At 73.0% G+C, this 18,620-nt stretch carries 12 protein-coding genes and 1 pseudogene; 7 read left to right on the top strand and 6 right to left on the bottom strand.

The genetic code is table 11. The annotated features are described in order from the left end of the window. The 3 genes from PVK37_RS31265 to PVK37_RS31255 all read left to right on the top strand — a co-directional run bounded on the left by PVK37_RS31265 (position 1) and on the right by PVK37_RS31255 (position 4,480). Complete coding sequence (locus PVK37_RS31265; RefSeq protein ID WP_275031472.1) at positions 1-2,631, top strand: valine--tRNA ligase; 2,631 nt, start codon at positions 1-3, stop codon at positions 2,629-2,631. Positions 2,632-2,708: 77 nt separating this feature from the next. Further along, positions 2,709-3,980, top strand: coding sequence for a bifunctional folylpolyglutamate synthase/dihydrofolate synthase (locus PVK37_RS31260; RefSeq protein WP_275035293.1), 1,272 nt, complete (start codon positions 2,709-2,711; stop codon positions 3,978-3,980). Next, positions 3,977-4,480: a DUF4233 domain-containing protein gene (locus PVK37_RS31255; protein ID WP_275031470.1), complete on the top strand. Its 504-nt coding sequence runs from the start codon at positions 3,977-3,979 to the stop codon at positions 4,478-4,480. The genes PVK37_RS31260 and PVK37_RS31255 overlap by 4 nt, the downstream gene beginning before the upstream one ends. A gap of 160 nt (positions 4,481-4,640) precedes the next feature. Here the strand turns inward: PVK37_RS31255 and PVK37_RS31960 are convergent, their stop codons facing one another. After that, a complete protein-coding gene (locus PVK37_RS31960; protein ID WP_423791126.1) occupies positions 4,641-4,946 on the bottom strand; it encodes a VOC family protein in 306 nt (101 codons plus the stop codon). A 534-nt stretch (positions 4,947-5,480) separates the two neighbouring features. Next, a pseudogene (locus PVK37_RS31245) lies at positions 5,481-6,461 on the bottom strand (glyoxalase/bleomycin resistance/dioxygenase family protein); the annotation flags it as partial. 143 nt (positions 6,462-6,604) lie between these two features. Between PVK37_RS31245 and ndk the strand changes: the two are divergent. Further along, a complete protein-coding gene (ndk, locus tag PVK37_RS31240; protein WP_275031469.1) occupies positions 6,605-7,030 on the top strand; it encodes a nucleoside-diphosphate kinase in 426 nt (141 codons plus the stop codon). A gap of 103 nt (positions 7,031-7,133) precedes the next feature. Here ndk and PVK37_RS31235 read toward each other — a convergent pair whose 3' ends face one another. Then, positions 7,134-7,571, bottom strand: coding sequence for a carboxymuconolactone decarboxylase family protein (locus PVK37_RS31235; RefSeq protein WP_275031466.1), 438 nt, complete (start codon positions 7,569-7,571; stop codon positions 7,134-7,136). Between the two features lie 391 nt (positions 7,572-7,962). Between PVK37_RS31235 and ileS the strand changes: the two genes are divergently transcribed. Beyond that, positions 7,963-11,172, top strand: coding sequence for an isoleucine--tRNA ligase (ileS, locus tag PVK37_RS31230; protein ID WP_275031464.1), 3,210 nt, complete (start codon positions 7,963-7,965; stop codon positions 11,170-11,172). Positions 11,173-11,396: 224 nt separating this feature from the next. Next, entirely contained in the window at positions 11,397-12,074 is a 678-nt protein-coding gene (locus tag PVK37_RS31225; protein WP_275031462.1) for a lysophospholipid acyltransferase family protein, read from the top strand. A 58-nt stretch (positions 12,075-12,132) separates the two neighbouring features. Here the strand turns inward: PVK37_RS31225 and PVK37_RS31220 are convergent, their stop codons facing one another. The 3 genes from PVK37_RS31220 to PVK37_RS31210 form a co-directional block, all read right to left on the bottom strand. Further along, positions 12,133-13,605, bottom strand: coding sequence for a cryptochrome/photolyase family protein (locus PVK37_RS31220; RefSeq protein WP_275031460.1), 1,473 nt, complete (start codon positions 13,603-13,605; stop codon positions 12,133-12,135). 68 nt (positions 13,606-13,673) lie between these two features. Further along, complete coding sequence (locus PVK37_RS31215) at positions 13,674-15,566, bottom strand: hypothetical protein (protein WP_275031458.1); 1,893 nt, start codon at positions 15,564-15,566, stop codon at positions 13,674-13,676. Between the two features lie 117 nt (positions 15,567-15,683). Next, positions 15,684-16,358 (bottom strand): hypothetical protein, encoded by a 675-nt coding sequence (locus tag PVK37_RS31210; protein WP_275031457.1) that lies wholly within the window; start codon positions 16,356-16,358, stop codon positions 15,684-15,686. A 101-nt stretch (positions 16,359-16,459) separates the two neighbouring features. On the opposite strand from PVK37_RS31210, the gene PVK37_RS31205 reads away from it, so the two are divergent. Beyond that, the gene (locus tag PVK37_RS31205) at positions 16,460-18,454 is read left to right on the top strand and encodes a TIGR03960 family B12-binding radical SAM protein (RefSeq protein ID WP_275031456.1); all 1,995 of its coding nucleotides are present in this window, start codon (positions 16,460-16,462) and stop codon (positions 18,452-18,454) included. Positions 18,455-18,620: the final 166 nt, after the last annotated feature.

The raw sequence follows: 18,620 nt of genomic DNA, 5'->3' as shown, positions 1-18,620 counted from the left end.
GTGACCGAGAGACTGGATGCCCGACGCCCCGACGCACCCGAACTGCCCGCCCAGTACCAACCGGGTGAGGTAGAGCAGCGACGGTACGAGCAGTGGGTAGCCGGCGGCCACTTCCGGGCGTCGGCCGAGAGTGACAAGCCCCCGTTCACGATCGTGATCCCGCCGCCGAACGTCACCGGTTCGCTGCACATGGGGCACGCGCTCGACCACACCGTCCAGGACGCGCTGGTGCGGCGCAAGCGGATGCAGGGCTTCGAGGCGCTCTGGCTGCCCGGCATGGACCACGCCGGCATCGCCACCCAGAACGTGGTGGAGCGGCAGCTCGCCGGCCAGGGGCTGTCCCGGCACGACCTCGGGCGGGAGAAGTTCGTCGAGCGGGTCTGGCAGTGGAAGGCGGAGTCGGGCGGGGCGATCCTCGGCCAGATGCGCCGGCTCGGCGACTCGGTCGACTGGGACCGCGAGCGCTTCACCATGGACGAGGGCCTCTCCCGCGCCGTCCAGACGATCTTCAAGAAGCTGTACGACGACGGCCTGATCTACCGGGCCAACCGGATCATCAACTGGTGTCCCCGCTGCCTGACCGCCCTCTCCGACATCGAGGTGGAACACACCGACGACGACGGCGAGCTGGTCTCCATCCGGTACAGCGACGACGTGGTGGTCGCCACCACCCGGGCCGAGACGATGCTCGGCGACACCGCGGTGGCGGTGCACCCGGACGACGAGCGGTACAAGCACCTGATCGGCACTGAGGTGGAGCTGCCGCTGACCGGCCGGCGCATCCCGATCGTCGGGGACGAGCACGTCGACCCGTCCTTCGGTACCGGCATGGTCAAGGTGACCCCGGCGCACGACCCGAACGACTTCGAGATCGGCCAGCGGCACGGCCTACCGTCCCTGACGATCATGGACGAGCGCGGGGTGATCACCGCGCACGGCCCGTTCCAGGGCCTGGACCGGTTCGAGGCCCGGCCCGCGATCGTCGCCGCGCTGCGCGAGCAGGGCCTGATCGTGGCGGAGAAGCGGCCGTACGTGCACGCGGTCGGGCACTGCTCGCGCTGCCGGACGACGGTGGAGCCCCGACTGTCGTTGCAGTGGTTCGTCAACACCACCCCGCTGGCCCAGGCGGCCGGCGACGCGGTGCGCGACGGGCGGGTGCGGATCGAGCCGGCCGAGCTGTCGAAGCGGTACTTCGCCTGGGTCGACAACATGCACGACTGGTGCATCTCCCGGCAGCTCTGGTGGGGGCACCGCATCCCGGTCTGGTACGGCCCGGACGGCGAGGTGGTCTGCGTCGGACCTGACGAAGAACCGCCGAGCAGCTCCGGTGACGGTCAGGGCTGGCACCAGGACGAGGACGTGCTGGACACCTGGTTCTCCAGCGGGCTGTGGCCGTTCTCCACGCTGGGCTGGCCGGAACAGACCCCGGACCTGGCGAAGTTCTACCCGACCAGCGTGCTGGTCACCGGGTACGACATCCTCTTCTTCTGGGTCGCCCGGATGATGATGTTCGGCCTGTACGCGATGGACGGCCGGCCCCCGTTCGACGTGGTGGCCCTGCACGGCATGGTCCGTGACCAGCACGGCAAGAAGATGTCCAAGTCGTTCGGGAACGTGGTCGACCCGCTGGACTGGATCGACCGGTACGGTGCCGACGCGACCCGGTTCACCCTGGCCCGGGGCGCCAACCCGGGCGGGGACGTGCCGGTCAGCGAGGACTGGTGCCAGGGCTCCCGGAACTTCTGCAACAAGCTGTGGAACGCCACCCGGTTCGCGCTGCTCAACGGCGCGCACACCAGCGGGCCGCTGCCGGCCGCCGGCGAGCTGTCCACCGTCGACCGGTGGATCCTGTCCCGGCTGGCGCACGTCACCGCGGAGGTGGACGCGCAGTTCGAGGCGTACGAGTTCGCCAAGGTCTGCGACCTGCTGTACCACTTCGCCTGGGACGACGTCTGCGACTGGTACGTGGAGCTGGGCAAGCCGGTGCTCGCCGAGGGCGGCCCGGCGGCCGAGGTGACCCGCCGGGTGCTGGGGCACGTGCTCGACCAGCTGCTGCGGCTGCTGCACCCGGTCATCCCGTTCGTCACCGAGGAGCTGTGGATCGCGCTCACCGGCGGTACGACGGTCATGACGGCGGCCTGGCCGGTCGCCGACCGTACGCTGGTCGACGACGCCGCGGAGGGCGAGGTCGGCACCGTGCAGCGGGTGGTGACCGAGATCCGCCGGTTCCGCTCGGACCAGGGCCTGCGGCCGACCCAGCGGGTCGCCGCCCGGCTCGACGGGCTGGCCGGGGCGGGTATCGCCGCGCACGAGCGGCTGATCCGTTCGCTGGTCCGGTTGGACGCGGCCGGGGACGACTTCCAGGCCAGCGCCACGCTGACCATGCCGGGCGAGGTGAAGGTGGCCCTGGACACCCGGGGGTCGATCGACGTGGCCGCCGAGCGGGCCCGGCTGACCAAGGACCGGGCGGCCGCCGAGAAGGAGGTCAGCCAGGCACGGGCGAAGCTCGACAACCCGGCCTTCGTCGGCAAGGCCCCCGAGCCGGTGGTCAACAAGATCCGGGACCGGCTCGCGGTGGCCGAGGCCGACCTGGTCCGGATCGACGCCGCTCTGGAGGCGCTGCCGTCGTGACCGACCGTACCGAGCACCCGGACCGGTCCGGGTTCGCCGCCGTCGAGGCCGAGCTGGCCGGGCGCGGGTTCACCCGCATGGTCTTCGAACTCGACCGGATCGAGACCCTGCTGGACCTGCTGGGCAGCCCGCAGCGGGCGTACCCGTCGATCCACCTGACCGGCACCAACGGCAAGACCTCGACGGCCCGGATGATCGACTCGCTGCTGCGGGCGTTCGGGCTGCACACCGGGCGGTACACCAGCCCGCACCTGGAGACCGTCCGGGAGCGGATCAGCCTGGACGGCGAGCCGGTGAGCGAGGAGCGCTTCGTCGCCACGTACCGGGAGGTCGCCCCGCTGGCCGGGCTGGTCGACCAGCGGTCCGCCGAGCCGCTGACGTACTTCGACCTGACCACCGCGCTGGCGTTCGCCACGTTCGCCGACGCGCCGGTCGACGTCGCGGTGGTGGAGGTCGGGCTCGGTGGGGCCGAGGACGCCACCAACGTCATCCAGGCCGGGGTGTGCGTGCTGACCCCGATCGGACTGGACCACACCGAATGGCTCGGTGACACGCTCCAGGACATCGCCCTGGCCAAGGCGGGCATCATCCACAAGGGCGCCACGGTGATCTCCGCCGCGCAGGAGGAGGAGGCGGCCCGGCCGATCCTGGAACGCTGCGCCGAGGTCGGGGCGACCGTCGCCCGGGAGGGCGCAGAGTTCGGGGTGCTCCGCCGGTCGGTGGCCGTCGGTGGGCAGGTGCTGACGTTGCAGGGCCTCGGTGGCGTCTACGACGAGGTGTTCGTACCGTTGCACGGGGCGCACCAGGCGCAGAACGCCGCGGTGGCGCTCGCGGCCGTGGAGGCGTTCCTCGGGGCCGGCGCCAAGCGTCAGCTCGACGTGGAGACCGTCCGGGAGGGCTTTGCCACCGCCACCTCACCCGGGCGGCTGGAGCGGGTCCGGACGGCCCCGACGGTGCTGCTCGACGGCGCGCACAACCCGCACGGCATGGCGGCGACGGTCACCGCGTTGCAGGAGGAGTTCGCGTTCAGCAAGCTGGTCGCCGTGGTCGCGGTGCTCGCCGACAAGGACGCGGCCAGCCTGCTGGAACTGCTCGAACCGGTGGTCGACCAGGTGGTGGTGACCCGGAACAGCTCGCCCCGGGCGATGCCGGTGGCGGAACTCGCCGCACTGGCCGCCGAGGTGTTCGGCCCGGACCGGGTGGAGAGCGCCGAGGACATGCCGGACGCGATCGAGGCCGGGGTCACGCTGGCCGAATCGGACGTACCGGGGGAACTGGCCGGGGTGGGTGTGCTGATCACGGGATCGGTGGTGACGGTGGCCGACGCGCGTCGGCTGCTGAAGCGGTGAGCCGGGAGGCGGGGACCGGCGACGGCTCCGGTGCCCCGCCGCCCGCTCCCGGCGGCTCCGCCTCCGCCGGCCCCGGCGGAGGTGTCGGTCCCGGGGGCCCGGTCGAGGGCTCCGGTCCCGCTGATGCCGGCGGGGGTACCGGTCCGGGAGAGCAGCCGGCCCGGCGGTCCGGGCTGCGCAACCCGGAACGCGCGGTCCGGGGCCTCGGCTCCGGCGTGCTCATCCTGGAGGCGGTGGTGCTGCTGTTGGCGATCCAGCCGATCCGGGTGCTCGGGGGGGAGTTGAGCGGTGCCGCGATCGGCCTGATCGTCGGCCTGGCCGTGCTGGCGGTACTGCTGGCCGGGACGATGGGGCGCCGGTGGGCCTGGCACCTGGGCACCGGCCTCCAGGTGGTGCTCCTGGCGGGCGGCTTCCTGCACCTGTCGCTGACGGTGCTCGGCATCATCTTCGGACTGGTGTGGGCGTACGCGCTGCACGTGCGCCGGGTGATCCTGGGCTGACGCCGGCCGACCGGCAGGTCACGTCGGGCCCGTCACACCGTCCGGCAGGTCACGTCGGGCCCTTCATGCCGTCCGGCAGGTCACGTCGGACCTTGTACGCCGGCCGGTGGGGCGGGCGTGCCTCGACGGGCCGGCAGGTCACCTTCCGGGCCGGGGTGGTTCAGGCGTCGGCGCGGGTACGCCACTGGGTCAGCGCGATGCCGTGGCCGTCCGGATCGCGGAAGGCGGCGGCCCACACGTCCAGCTTCGCGCCCCGGTTGACGACCCGGGGCGCGTACGTGAAGCGGACCCCCGAGTCGCGGAGCCGGGCGTACGCCGCCTGGATGTCGTCGACCTCGAGGTTGACGTGCACCAGCCGCCGGCTGATCGGGGCGGCCTCGCTGACCTCGCGCAGCACCAGTCGGGTGCTGCCGGAGGCGAGGACGGCGTTGCCCGAGCCCCGGTCGACCTCCGTGAAGCCGAGCATGTCCTGGTAGAAGTCGAGGGACCGGTCCAGGTCGGTGACCAGCACGGTGATTCCGACACCGCTGATCGGGGTGGCGGCGTCGGCGGCGGTGCCGTCCCCGAAGATCGCCTGGTCCAACTCGTCGGGGGCCGGGGCACGGTCCGGGTCCGGCGGGTCCAGCGGGATGTCGACCGGGTCGACGATCGGTTCGCCGGCGGGCTGCCGGGCGGGACCGGGGCCGGTCCGGCCGGTGGCGTCGGCCCCGCTGCCGGTCGGACCGGAGCCGTCCTGCCCGCCGGTCGGGTCGGCGCTGTCGTGCTCGCCGGCGGCCGGGTGGCTGCGGGCCTGATCACCGCCGGTCGGGACACCGCCGGCCGGGTGGCTGTCGGCCGGGTCGACGGTGGTCGGGTCGGTGCCGGTCGGGTCGGTGCTGGTGGGCGGGTCGGCGTACGGGTCGCCGTACGTGCTGGCGTAGGTCGCGCCGTCCGGGTCACCCGGTGGTTCGTCGTACGGGTCCCGGTACGCGCCGCCGGGGCGGGCCGGGTACGGGTCACCGGGCGGATCGGCGTACGGGTCGCCGTAGGCGGTCGCGGCCGGGGTGTAGTCGGTGGCGTACGGGTCGCGGTAGCCGGTGGCGGGCGGCGCGGTGTAGTCGGTGGCGTACGGGTCGCGGTAGCCGGTGGCGGGCGGCGCGGTGTAGTCGGTGGCGTACGGGTCGCGGTAGCCGGTGGCGGGCGGCGCGGTGTAGTCGGTGGCGTACGGGTCGTTGCGGCCGGTGGCGGGCGGTGGCGCGTCGAAGTGCTCCTCGGCGGGGGTGCGCGGGGTCGGGGTGGCCCGCCGGGGCAGCGCGGGGGCGGCCGGCTCGACCAGCGTGCCCTCCAGCACCACCGGGCGGCCCGGCCGCTGGTGGACCACCAGGGGCTCCCGGTCCTCCGGTCGCCCGCCGAGGTCGTCGAGGAGCGGGTCGGCCTCGGGGGCGTCCCGGTACTCGTCGTCCGGGCCGCGCTCGGCCCACGGCGGCGCGTCCTGCTGGATCAGCATCTCGTCGAGCGGGTCGGGACCGGCGTACTCGGGTGGGAGGTCGTCGGCCAGCGCGGCGGCCGTCTCGCTGTGGGTGGGCACCTCGTCCCAGAGCACCCGGATCCGCCGTTGGTCGTCCAGGGCCACCCGGATGGGCAGCGTCTGCCCGATGGCGGGCCACTTGGCGATCGGCACCCGCGGCTCGATGATCTTCTTGGACCGGGGTGGCAGCCCCGGCGCGTCGATCAGCAACTGCAACTCGCAGCGGCCGAACGAGTACGCGGTGGGCGGCTCGGAGGCGCTGTGCACGTGACCGACACCGACCACCCAGGCCCGGCCGCCGGTCTTGAAGGTCGCCAGGGCGATCGCCAGCGCCACCAGCGCCACCCCGAGCGCGACGATCGACCAGCTCGTCATGCCGAGCCCGAACAGCACCACGAAGGCCGCCACGGTGCCCAGCACCGCCGCGATCAGCTTCCGGGCCGGCGCGATCGTGCGGTTCCCGCCATTCGCCACTGTGGACCTCCCAGGGGTCAAGGGCCAGGCTAGGCCGGATCCGCGGTGGACGGAAGGTCCATCCGCCGCGCCGGGGCCGGGGCCGGGTCGCTACGCTGACCGTACCGAGCCGTCCCGCATTCCGCGCACAGGAGGAAACCAGCGTGTCCAGCAGCAGCCCGGACGAGCGCACGCTCGTACTGATCAAGCCAGACGCGGTCCGGCGTGGCCTGGTCGGCGAGATCCTCGCCCGCTTCGAGCGCAAGGGCCTGCGGATCGACGCGATGGTCTCCCGGACGATGGACGTGACGCTCGCCGACGAGCACTACGCCGAGCACGTGGACAAGGCGTTCTACCCGCCGCTGCGGGACTTCATGACCGGCGGTCCGCTGGTCGCGCTGGTGCTCTCCGGTGACCAGGTGATCGACGTGGTACGCGGGCTGATCGGCGCGACCGACGGGCGAAAGGCCGCCGCCGGCACGATCCGGGGCGACCTCTCGCTGTCGAACCGGGAGAACCTGGTGCACGCCTCCGACTCGGTGGACAGCGCCAAGCGGGAGATCAGCCTCTGGTTCCCCGAGCTGGCCTGACGCGCCGTCAGCTGACCCGACGCGCCCGCCCGCCCCGCCGACCCGGCCGCCGCCGGGCCCTGCCCCGCCTCCGACCGTGCCCCGCCTCCTGACGGTCTGCGAATCAGGAGGCGGGTGGCCTGGTGCGGGTGGCGACGCCCAGCCGGTTCCACATGTTGATCGCGGAGATCGCCATCAGCAGGTCGACCAGCTCCTTGTCCGACCAGAACCGCGCCGCCTCGTCCCAGACGTCGTCCGGTACCCCCTCGTCGCCGAGCCGGGTGACCGCGTCGGTGAGGGCGAGCGCGGCGCGTTCCCGTTCGTCGAAGAAGGGGGCCTCGCGCCAGGCCGAGACCGCGAAGAGCCGACGCGTCGACTCGCCCGCCTCGAGCGCGTCGCGGCTGTGCATGTCGACGCAGAACGCGCAGCCGTTGAGCATGGAGGCGCGGAGCTTGATCAGCTCCAGCACCCGGTGGTCGACGTTGGCCCGCACGTACGTCTCCAGGCCGAGCGCGGTCCGGTACGCCTCCGGTGCCGCCGTCGTCAGGTCGATCCGGCTCATGGTGTCCTCCCGTTGCCGTGGGTTCGTCCGGGGGACGGGACGGCGGGACGCGGATGTGACGGGGTGTGACGACGGTCATGCCGACGGGCGGGCGCAGGGGCCGGTACGCGGGCGGGATTACTCGGCGGCGCGGCGGTGGCCGGGTCGAGTACGCTTGTCGGCACAGGCGACGACCCGGCCATCACCGGTGAGCCTCCGGAAGAAAGGGCCCCGGCCCGAGTAGAACCGGACGGGTCCGGCCCGTCACAGCCGGCCAATGAGCGGGCGGTCGCACCTGACCGTCAAGCGGGGTGGTACCGCGGGCCGCTCGGGCGACGCCGGTACCGGCGTACCCCGGAGGCTCGTCCTCGCAGACCCACGACAGTGAGCTGCCTGAGGAGAGCGACCCCCGATGGGCTATCCGTTGCACGACCCGACCGCCGCCGGTGTCCCGGCGAGCCCGGACCTGCCCGCGGTCGAGCGCCGGGTCCTGGAACACTGGACGGCCGACAAGACCTTCGAGGCGTCCGTGGAGGCCCGACCGGCCTCCAGCCGGCAACCGGACGGCACCGGCCCGGCCGCCGGTGGTGACGCCGACAACGAGTACGTCTTCTACGACGGCCCGCCGTTCGCCAACGGCCTGCCGCACTACGGTCACCTGTTCACCGGCTACGTCAAGGACGTGGTGCCGCGCTACCAGACCATGCGCGGCCGGCGGGTGGAGCGGCGCTTCGGCTGGGACTGTCACGGCCTGCCCGCCGAGGTGGTCGCCGAGAAGCAGCTCGGCATCACCAGCAAGGCGGAGATCCTCGACCTCGGCGTGGCCCGGTTCAACGAGGCGTGCCGGGCGTCGGTGCTGGAGTTCACCCACGACTGGGAGCGGTACGTCACCCGGCAGGCCCGCTGGGTGGACTTCGCCAACGACTACAAGACCCTCGACCTGGACTACATGGAAAGCGTCATGTGGGCCTTCAAGACCCTGCACGACAAGGGGCTGGTCTACGAGGGCTTCCGGGTGCTGGCGTACTGCTGGCGGTGCGAGACGCCGCTGTCGAACACCGAGACCCGGATGGACGACGTCTACCGGGACCGGCACGACCCGACCCTGTCGGTGTGGTTCGCGTTGACCCCCGACGAGACCGCCCCGGAGCTGGTGCGCGGGCCGGTGCGGCTCGGCGTGTGGACCACCACGCCGTGGACGCTGCCGTCGAACCTGGCGCTGGCCGTCGGCCCGGACATCGAGTACGCGGTGCTGGAACGCGACGGGGAACGGTTCGTGGTGGGGGCGGCGCGGCTGGCCGCGTACGCGAAGGAACTGGAGGGGTACCAGCAGGTCGGCACGGTCCGGGGCGCGGACCTGGTCGGCCGGCGGTACACCCCGCTGTACGACTTCCTGGTCGAGCAGGCCGGCCCGCACGCGTACCAGGTGCTCGGCGCGGAGTTCGTCACCACCGAGGACGGCACCGGGATCGTGCACCTGGCCCCGGCGTTCGGTGAGGACGACCAGAACACCTGCAACGCGGCCGGCATCCCGACCGTGGTGACGGTCGACGACCACACCCGGTTCACCGCGCTGGTCCCGCCGTACCAGGGCGAGCAGGTCTTCGACGTCAACAAGCCGGTGATCCGGGAGCTGAAGGAGCGGGGGGTGGTGTTGAAGCAGGACACCTACACCCACTCGTACCCGCACTGCTGGCGCTGCGACACCCCGCTGGTCTACAAGGCGGTGTCGTCGTGGTTCGTCGCGGTGACGCAGTTCAAGGACCGGATGGTCGAGCTGAACCAGCAGATCAACTGGACGCCGGGGCACATCAAGGACGGCTCGTTCGGCAAGTGGCTGGCCAACGCCCGGGACTGGTCGATCAGCCGGAACCGGTTCTGGGGCTCGCCGATCCCGGTGTGGAAGTCCGACGACCCGAACTACCCGCGCGTCGACGTGTACGGCTCGCTGGCCGACATCGAGCGGGACTTCGGGGTCCGCCTGACCGACCTGCACCGGCCGGCGGTGGACGAGCTGACCCGGCCCAACCCGGACGACCCGACCGGGCGTTCGACCATGCGTCGGGTGCCGGAGGTGCTGGACTGCTGGTTCGAGTCCGGGTCGATGCCGTTCGCCCAGGTGCACTACCCGTTCGAGAACGCCGACTGGTTCGAGAGCCACTACCCGGGCGACTTCATCGTCGAGTACATCGGGCAGACCCGGGGCTGGTTCTACACCATGCACGTGCTGGCCACCGCGCTGTTCGACCGGCCGGCGTTCCGGAACTGCCTCAGCCACGGCATCCTGCTCGGCTCGGACGGCCGGAAGATGTCCAAGAGCCTGCGCAACTACCCGGACGTGTACCACGTCTTCGACTCGTACGGGTCGGACGCGATGCGCTGGATGCTGATGTCGTCGCCGGTGCTGCGCGGCGGGGACATGGCGGTCACCGAGGCGGGCATCCGGGACGCCGTCCGGCAGGTGCTGCTGCCGCTGTGGAACGTCTGGTACTTCTTCTCGCTCTACGCCAACGCCGACGGGTACCGGGCGAAGCGGAAGACGGACGCCGCGCCGGCCGGTGGCGGCGAGGCCGCCGGCAACCTGCTCGACCGGTACGTGCTGGCGAAGACCAACGAGCTGGTCGCCACGGTCGGGGCACAGATGGACGCGTACGACATCTCGGGGGCCTGCGCCACCGTGCGGTCGTACCTGGACGCGCTGACCAACTGGTACGTCCGGCGGTCCCGGGACCGGTTCTGGTCCGGGGACGCGGACGCGTTCGACACGCTCTGGACGGTGCTGGAGACGCTGTGCCGGGTGGTGGCACCGTTGGCGCCGCTGACCGCGGAGGAGATCTGGCGCGGGTTGACCGGTGAACGGTCGGTGCACCTGACCGACTGGCCGTCGGCCGACGAGTTCCCGGCCGACCACGACCTCGTCGCGGCGATGGACGCCACCCGGGACGTCTGCTCGGCGGCGCTGTCGCTGCGCAAGGCCAAGGGGCTGCGGGTCCGGCTGCCGCTGGCGAAGCTCACCGTGGCCTCGCCGGCCGCCGACGCGCTGCGGCCCTTCGGTGACCTGGTCGCCGACGAGGTCAACGTGAAGGCGGTGGAGTTCACCGGCGAGGTGGCCACGTACTGCCAGCAGGTGCTGACCGTGGTGCCCCGGGCGCTCGGCCCCCGGGTCGGCAAGCAGGTGCAGCAGGTCATCAGGGCGGTCAAGGCCGGGGAGTGGGAGCTGGTCGAGGGCGCTCCGGTCGCGGCCGGGGTCACCCTCGCCGAGGGCGAGTACGAGCTGCGGCTGGTCGCCGCCGACGCGGAGCACTCCGCGCCACTGCCCGGTGGTGAGGGGGTGGTGGTGCTGGACACCACGGTCACCCCGGAACTGGCCGCCGAGGGGCTGGCCCGGGACGTGGTCCGGGTGGTGCAGCAGGCCCGCCGGGACGCCGACCTGGACGTCTCGGACCGGATCACGCTGGTCCTGGCCGCCTCGCCGGAGGTCCGGTCGGCGGTGTCGGCGTACCGCGACTTCGTCGCCCGCGAGGTGCTGGCGGACGTGGTGGACTTCGCCGACCGGGTCGACGGCTTCACCGGTGAGGCCGGCGAGGGCGAGCCGGTGTCGGTGGCGGTCCGCCGCGCCTGACCGGTCGGTGGGCCGCTACCGGGCCTGACCGGTGACGGCGGGTTGCCGGCGGCGGTCGTTGGGTAACAAGGGAGGGTCGTCTCCGCAGGTGACGGCCCTCCCCGTCGAGGCGTGTCCGCCGGTCGGACGACCCGCCGGGGGCCGCCGGATCAGGGTGGGGCGTCGGCTAACGTGACACCGCCGGCTCGACACCGCCGGCGAACCGTACGACCGCCGGAGGACCAGTGCCCCTGCTCTACACCATCGGCCAGTACACCGTGGGCAACCTGCTGCGGTGGGGGTGGCGCCCGACCGTGGAAGGGCTGGAGCACGTACCGGAGCAGGGTGGGGTGATCCTCGCCGGCAACCACCTCTCCGTCGCCGACGAGCTGTTCCTGGGCGCTACCGTGCCCCGGCACCTCGCCTTCTGGGCCAAGTCGGACTACTTCAAGGGCACCGGTTTCCGGGGTCGGCTGACCAAGTCGGTGCTCACCGGGCTGGGCGCGATCCCGGTGGAGCGGGCCGGCGGCCGGGCCGCCCTGTCCGCGTTCGACGCGGCGATCCCCGCCCTGAAGAGCGGTGACGTGGTGGTCGTCTACCCCGAGGGGACCCGCTCCCCGGACGGCCGGCTGTACCGGGGCCGCACCGGCGCGGCCCGGCTCGCGGTCTCGGCCGGGGTGCCGATCGTCCCGGTCGGCATGATCGGCACCGAGAAGGTGCAACCGATCGGGGCCCGGATGCCCAGACTCGGTGCGGGGAAGATCACCGTACGGTTCGGCAAGCCGCTCGACTTCACCGGCCGCCCCGACGACCGCACCTCGCTGCGGGCGATGACCGACGAGCTGATGACCGAGATCCAGAAGCTCACCGGCCAGGAGTACGTCCCCCGGTACGCCCCGCCGCGCGACCAGCCCATCGGCTGACCGAGGGGCCGGGGGGCCGAGGGCGGGAAGCCGGCTGACCGGGAGGCCGGAGGGCCGGTCAGGGGGCCCGGTCGCCGCGACGGCGCTCCTGGTCGACGACGGCGTCCACGTCGGACAGCCGGCCGAGCTGGGCCATCGTCCGGGCCATCCGGGCGTTGCCGGGGATCCGCTCCCGGTTGCGGGACAGGAACGCCCAGTAGCCGGCGGTGAACGGGCAGGCGTCGTCGCCGAGGCGCTGCTTCGGGTCGTACCGGCAGCCGCCGCAGTAGTCGCTCATCCGGTTGACGTACGCCCCGCCGGACACGTACGGCTTGGTGGTCATCCGGCCCAGGTCGGCGTACTGGCTCATGCCGATCACGTTGGCCGTCATCACCCAGTCGTAGCCGTCCACGAAGCTGTGGTGGAACCAGTCGACCAGCTCGCCGGGCCGCCAACCCCGTTGCAGGGCGTAGTTGCCGAGCACCATCAGCCGGGGGATGTGGTGCACCCAGCCGTGGTCGCGGACGCCGGCCAGCACGTCGGCCAGGCAGCGCGCGGTCACCGCGTCCGCGTCCAGCTCCCGGAACCAGGCGGGCACCCGCCGTCGGGCGGCCAGCGCGTTACTGGACCGCCAGGCCGGCTCGAAGTACCAGTACAGGTGCCAGACGAAGTCCCGCCAGCCGAGCACCTGCCGGATGAAGCCCTCCGCGCTGGGCAGTGGGGCCTGCCCCTTCCGGTACGCCTGCTCCGCGCCGCGTACCGCCTCCAGCGGGTCGAGCAGCCCCAGGTTGAACGAGGACGACAGCATGCTGTGCGCCATCCACGGATCGTCGGCGAGCATCGCGTCCTCGTACGGGCCGAACGTCGGTAGCCGGTGCTTCAGGAAGTGCCGTAGCCGGGCCTTGGCCTCCTTCCCGGTGGCCGGGAAGCGACGCGGGCCGTCCCGGCCGACGAACCGGATGCCCTCCCGCTCCCAGCGGTCCAGGTCGGCCCGGACCTCGGCGTCGATGTCGTCTTCGGCCGGGGTCGGCGGCGGCGGGACGTCCAGCCGGGTGGCGTCCTTCGGCGGCGGCTGCCGGTTGTCGGTGTCCAGGCTCCACCGGCCGCCGACCGGTTCGTCGCCCTCGACGAGCACCCCGTGCCGCTGCCGGGCGAACCGGTAGAACGCCTCCATCCGCAGCGCGCCCCGCCGCGCGCCGGCCCAGTCGGCGAAGTCGGCCAGGCTGGTGACGAAGCCCTTCGCCGGCAGCACGGTCACCCCGTCGAGCCGGCGGACCAGGGCCAGCGCCGCCCGGGAGGTGGGGTGGTGCACCTCCACCGGCTCGCGGACCGTGCGCAGCGCCTCGGCGTACGTCTCGGTGCGCAGGTAGCGGGCCTGGTCACCGAGTTCGGCGGCCCGGTGCCGCAGCGCGGACAGGACCAGGTGCGCCTTCTGCCGGTGGAAGACACGCCGCCGGAAGACCGCCTTGGACTCGACCAGCAGCACCGGCTGACGCCGGTCGTCGAGGAAGTGCGGTCCGAGCTGGTCGGCGAAGAGCCACCGCCGTGACATGTCCTGATTGTGCGGGTCGGGAGGGTCGTCCGGGGGCGTGATGGGCGGAACCCGTGGGTCCCGGGTCGTCACTCCCGGGTGACGATCCGCTCCCGCAGGGTGCCCAGCAGGGCGGCGCTGTCCTCCAGCGAGAGCCGGGTGAAGATCCCGCTGGCCAGGCTGCCGTGGTCGGCCCAGGTGCAGACCACCACGTCCACCCCGTCCGAGCTGCCGATCGCGCAGCGCTGGTGCTCACCGCGTACGTCGGTCTCCACCACCTGCTGGTCGCCCAGCTTGTACGTGGGCGTCAGCCGGGTCAGCTCGTCCTCGGCGTCGGACTCCGGAGTGAGGTGGAAGCCGGTGGTGCCGAAGACGGTGGCCGTCTTGCCCTGCGGACTGGCGTACACCCCGGCGAAGGCGTCCTCGGCGAGCGCGTGCGCGCCCTCCACGTCGCCGCGCAGTTCCCGGGAGGTGTTCTCGCTGCGCGCGTCGGTACGCAGTTGCAGGTCGGCGATCTGCGGCGGCAGGCTCGCGGCGGCCGGGTACTGCTCCCACATCGGCTTGCCGAAGTACGCCGGGCAGCCGCAGCAGCAGGCGATGGAGAGCAGGGTCGCCATCAGCATCCGGGACGGCCAGCGCCGCTTCTTCCGGGGTGGGGGCGGGGCGTACCCCTGGGGTGGTGGTGCCGGCCGGTGCGGCGGCGGGGCGGGCCGGCGCTGCACCGGCGGGGAGACCGGGTGGGCGGGCGGCGGTGAGACCGGCCGGGCCGGCGGAGTAACCGGGGGCGGGTAGGAGGGCCCGGACGTCGGGCGGGCCGACGGCGGCGGGAACGGTGGCGTCGACGTGGGTGCCGGCGGCGGGTACGACGGCGCGGAGACCGGCCGGGCCTGCGGCGGCGGGAACGACGGTGGCGTCGAGACCGGTGTCGACGGCGGCGGGAACGACGGTGGTGCCGACGTCGGGGTCGGCGGCGGGTACGACGGTGGGGAGACCGGCCGGGCGACCGGTGGGGGTGCCGGGTGGCCGGAGACCGGTGCGGCGGGTGGCGGCTGCGGGGTGACCGGCGGCGGCGACCAGGACGGGGTCGGTGGGGGCGGCGTCGACCAGGCCGGTGGCTCCGGCGTCGCCGGGTAGGTCCGGGTGGGCGGCAGCGGCTCGTAGCCGGCGTTCAGGTCCCAGCTACCGGTGTCGGCGCCGGCCCACGGGTCGACCGGCGTCTGGCTCTCCGGCGGGCCGGACGGGGGAGCCGGGACCGGGGGCGGTGGGGTCGGCTCGGTCGACTGCCCCCACTGGGCCCAGCCGCGCTTCTTCGGCTTGGGCGGCGGCACGGCGGCCGAACCGCTCCACCGGGGTGCCGGCGGTTCCGGCTCGTCCGCCGGACCGGTGCTCCGGTCGATCCTCGTGCCGTCCGGTCCGGCGGCGTCCGGTCCGGCACCCGGTCCGGCATCCGGTGGGGTGGACGCCCGGTGGGCGTCCGGGCCGGGCCGGTCGAGCCTCGTCGGGTCCGGGCCGGCGGACGCCCGGTGGACGTCCGGGCCGGGCCGGTCCAGTTTCGTCGGATCGGGGCCGGTGCGGGCCGGGTGGACCTGCGGGCCGGTGGGGGCGGCGGCCGCCGCAGCGGGCCCGACCGGGGCGGCGGCCCGCACCGGGGCCGACCCGGAGTGGTCGATCCGGGTCGGGTCGGGGCCGGGCCGGTCCACGCGGGTGGGATCCGGCGCGGTACGCGGCGCGGCGACCGGCTCGGTCGGGGCGGCTCCGGCGGCTCCGGCAGCTCTAGCGGCCGGCGGGCCGTCTCCGGTCGCGCCGGTCGGGTTGCGCTCGGTGGGGGAGTCGGCGGTGCCGCCGGTCGGCCCGTCGGCGGGTACGACCGGGGGACCCGGCTGGCCGGGCACCGTCTGCTCCCGGTCCTCCGTCGCCGACGGTGGTGGAGCCGGCGTGTTCCCGGCGGCCGGTCGTTCTGCTCCCGGCTGCGGTTCCGGCATCGCGGCAATCTCCTCTCGCGCCGTTGCGAGGTTAGTACCGGTACGCCAGTCCCGGCCATTCGCGCCCCCCGAACGTCCCGTCGCCCACGGGTCGTCGGGTTCGCGGGGATCCGCCGGCTACCGCTGCGTCGCTGCCGCCCGTACCGCAGTGAACGCCTGCTCGGCGAAGGTGACGGTGGTGGCGGCGAGTGCGGTGGCGGGTACGAGCGCGATGGCGGACTCGTCCGGGGCGATGGCGCCGCCGATCACCGCCAGCGTGACCACGACGAGGAGGTTGCCGTACAGGATCTCGACGACCATGCCGTCCTCCGACTGGCGCAGCGTGACCCCGTCGGCGGGCCCGGCGAGGCCGGGCGGGAAGGTGTCGGCCGGGGGCGACGAGCCGGCCGCCCGGCGGTAGTCCACCTTCGGTTTGGCGTGCTCGTCCCGGGCGAAGCGCTCGTCGGCGAAGGTGTGCACGTCGACCGAGGCGTACCCGCCCGGCCCGGCGGGGCGACCGTGGAAGAGCTGGCCGCAGCGGAGATGGTTCGGCTTGTCGAGGTTGACGCGCGGGCTGAGCGCGTCCGCGGCTTTCGGAGTCACCACCGGCTTCCCGAAGACCGGTGCGGCCAGGGTGTACTCGATCCCCTCGCACAGGTCGGCGTCGACCCGGTGCGTCCCGGTGTCGACGGGCCGGGGTGCGCCGTCGTCGGTGCCGGGTCCGGCGCAGCCGGTCAGGGCGGACCCGGGCAGCGCCACGGCGAACGGGAGCAGGACGGCGGCGAGCCGGCGACGGGATACGCTGGTGATCACCGGGGGATTGTTCCGGTGGTCGGCCGGTCCCGCCTCGTCCGTTCGGCTCGGCGCACCCGGACCGGCGGACGCGGTCGGGTGGGCGCGTACCCTTGGGCGTCATGAGCGTCCCGTCGACCACGTCGCGTCCTGCTGCGGCGAACTCCGTCTGGCCCCGGCTGGAGCCGTTGCTGCCCCAGGTCACCAAGCCCATCCAGTACGTCGGTGGCGAGTTGGGCGCGGTGGTCAAGGACTGGGACGCGGCGACCGTCCGGTGGGCGCTGATGTACCCCGACGCGTACGAGGTGGGGCTGCCCAACCAGGGCGTGCAGATCTTGTACGAGGTGCTCAACGAGCTGCCGGACACCCTGGCCGAGCGGACCTACGCGGTCTGGCCGGACCTGGAGAAGCTGATGCGCGCGCACGGCGTGCCGCAGTTCACCGTCGACGCGCACCGTTCGGTGCGGGACTTCGACGTGTTCGGGGTCTCGTTCTCCACCGAGCTGGGCTACACCAACCTGCTCACCGCGATCGACCTGGCCGGCATTCCGCTGCTGGCCGCCGACCGCACCGACGCCGATCCGGTGATCGTGGCCGGTGGGCACGCCGCGTTCAACCCGGAGCCGATCGCCGACTTCGTCGACGCCGCCGTGCTCGGTGACGGCGAGGAGGCGGTGCTGGAGATCACCGCGATCGTCCGGGAGTGGAAGGCCGAGGGCTCGCCGGGCGGCCGGGACGAGCTGCTGCTGCGGCTGGCCCGTACGGAGAGCGTCTACGTGCCGCGCTTCTACGACGTGGACTACCTGCCGGACGGCCGGATCCAGCGGGTGGTGCCGAACCGGGCGGACGTGCCGTTCCGGGTACACAAGCGCACCACGATGGACCTGGACGCCTGGCCGTACCCGAAGAAGCCGCTGGTCCCGCTGGCCGAGACGGTGCACGAGCGGTACGCGGTGGAGATCTTCCGGGGCTGCACCCGGGGCTGCCGGTTCTGCCAGGCCGGCATGATCACCCGTCCGGTGCGGGAGCGGTCGATCACCACCGTCGGGCAGATGGTGAAGGAGGGGCTGGAGTTCTCCGGCTTCCACGAGGTCGGGCTGCTGTCGCTCTCCTCGGCCGACCACTCGGAGATCGGCGACATGTGCTCCGGCCTGGCCGAGCAGTACGCCGGCACGAACGTGTCGCTGTCGCTGCCGTCGACCCGGGTGGACGCGTTCAACATCGACCTGGCCCAGGAGCTGTCCCGCAACGGTCGGCGGACCGGCCTGACCTTCGCCCCGGAGGGCGGGTCGGAACGGATCCGTCGGGTGATCAACAAGATGGTCTCCAAGGACGACCTGATCCGGACCGTGGTCACCGCGTACTCCAACGGCTGGCGGCAGGTGAAGCTGTACTTCATGTGCGGCCTGCCCACCGAGACCGACGCCGACGTCCTGGAGATCGCGGACATGGCGCACGAGGTGATCCGGGCCGGGCGGGCGGCGACCGGTTCCAAGGACATCCGCTGCACGGTGTCGATCGGCGGGTTCGTGCCGAAGCCGCACACCCCGTTCCAGTGGGCGGCGATGGAGCGGCCGGAGGTCATCGACGGCCGGCTCAAGCTGCTCAAGCAGGCGATCAACGCGGACCGTTCGCTGGGCCGGGCGATCGGCTTCCGCTACCACGACGGCGAGCCGTCGCTGATCGAGGGCCTGCTCAGCCGGGGTGACCGGCGGGTCGGCGCGGTGATCCGGAAGGTCTGGGAGAGCGGCGGCCGGTTCGACGGCTGGAGCGAGCACTTCTCCTACCAGCGCTGGGTGGACGCCGCCGCCGAGGTGCTGCCGACGTTCGGCGTGGACCTGGACTGGTACACCACCCGCCAGCGGGACGAGCTGGAGGTCCTGCCCTGGGACCATCTCGACTCCGGGCTGGACAAGGACTGGCTCTGGCAGGACTGGCAGGACTCGCTTTCCGAGTACGAGCAGGACGACTGCCGGTGGACGCCCTGCTTCGACTGCGGCGTCTGTCCGTCCATGGACACCGAGATCCAGATCGGCCCGACCGGGAAGAAACTGCTGCCGTTGACCCCGGTGGGCGGTGCCGGCCTGAAGGTCCCCTCCCCGGCCGCCCCGCAGTGACCCGTCGCGCCCGACGCGCGGCGCGGCCGGTCTTGATTGATCATGGATGTGTTGTCCTCGACACGATGTGTCACGGACAATGAACCCATGATCAATCGAACCTGACTTCCGAGGAGCACGACGATCAACAAGAAACCACAGCCGGAGGGTGGGCAGGCGCCGGTCG

Origin of the sequence: Micromonospora cathayae, assembly GCF_028993575.1 — a bacterium.
Lineage (GTDB): Bacteria > Actinomycetota > Actinomycetes > Mycobacteriales > Micromonosporaceae > Micromonospora > Micromonospora cathayae.
The sequence above is the reverse complement of the archived record's forward strand: the minus strand, read 5'-3'. Positions and strand labels throughout refer to the sequence as shown.

Excerpts from the sequence above, each read along its gene's own strand:
- PVK37_RS31220 (WP_275031460.1), bottom strand. The coding sequence starts at position 13,605 with ATGTCACGGCGGTGGCTCTTCGCCGACCAGCTCGGACCGCACTTCCTC.
- PVK37_RS31260 (WP_275035293.1), top strand. The coding sequence starts at position 2,709 with ATGGTCTTCGAACTCGACCGGATCGAGACCCTGCTGGACCTGCTGGGC.
- PVK37_RS31205 (WP_275031456.1), top strand. The coding sequence starts at position 16,460 with ATGAGCGTCCCGTCGACCACGTCGCGTCCTGCTGCGGCGAACTCCGTC.
- PVK37_RS31215 (WP_275031458.1), bottom strand. The coding sequence starts at position 15,566 with ATGCCGGAACCGCAGCCGGGAGCAGAACGACCGGCCGCCGGGAACACG.
- ileS (WP_275031464.1), top strand. The coding sequence starts at position 7,963 with ATGGGCTATCCGTTGCACGACCCGACCGCCGCCGGTGTCCCGGCGAGC.
- PVK37_RS31235 (WP_275031466.1), bottom strand. The coding sequence starts at position 7,571 with ATGAGCCGGATCGACCTGACGACGGCGGCACCGGAGGCGTACCGGACC.
- PVK37_RS31960 (WP_423791126.1), bottom strand. The coding sequence starts at position 4,946 with ATGCTCGGCTTCACGGAGGTCGACCGGGGCTCGGGCAACGCCGTCCTC.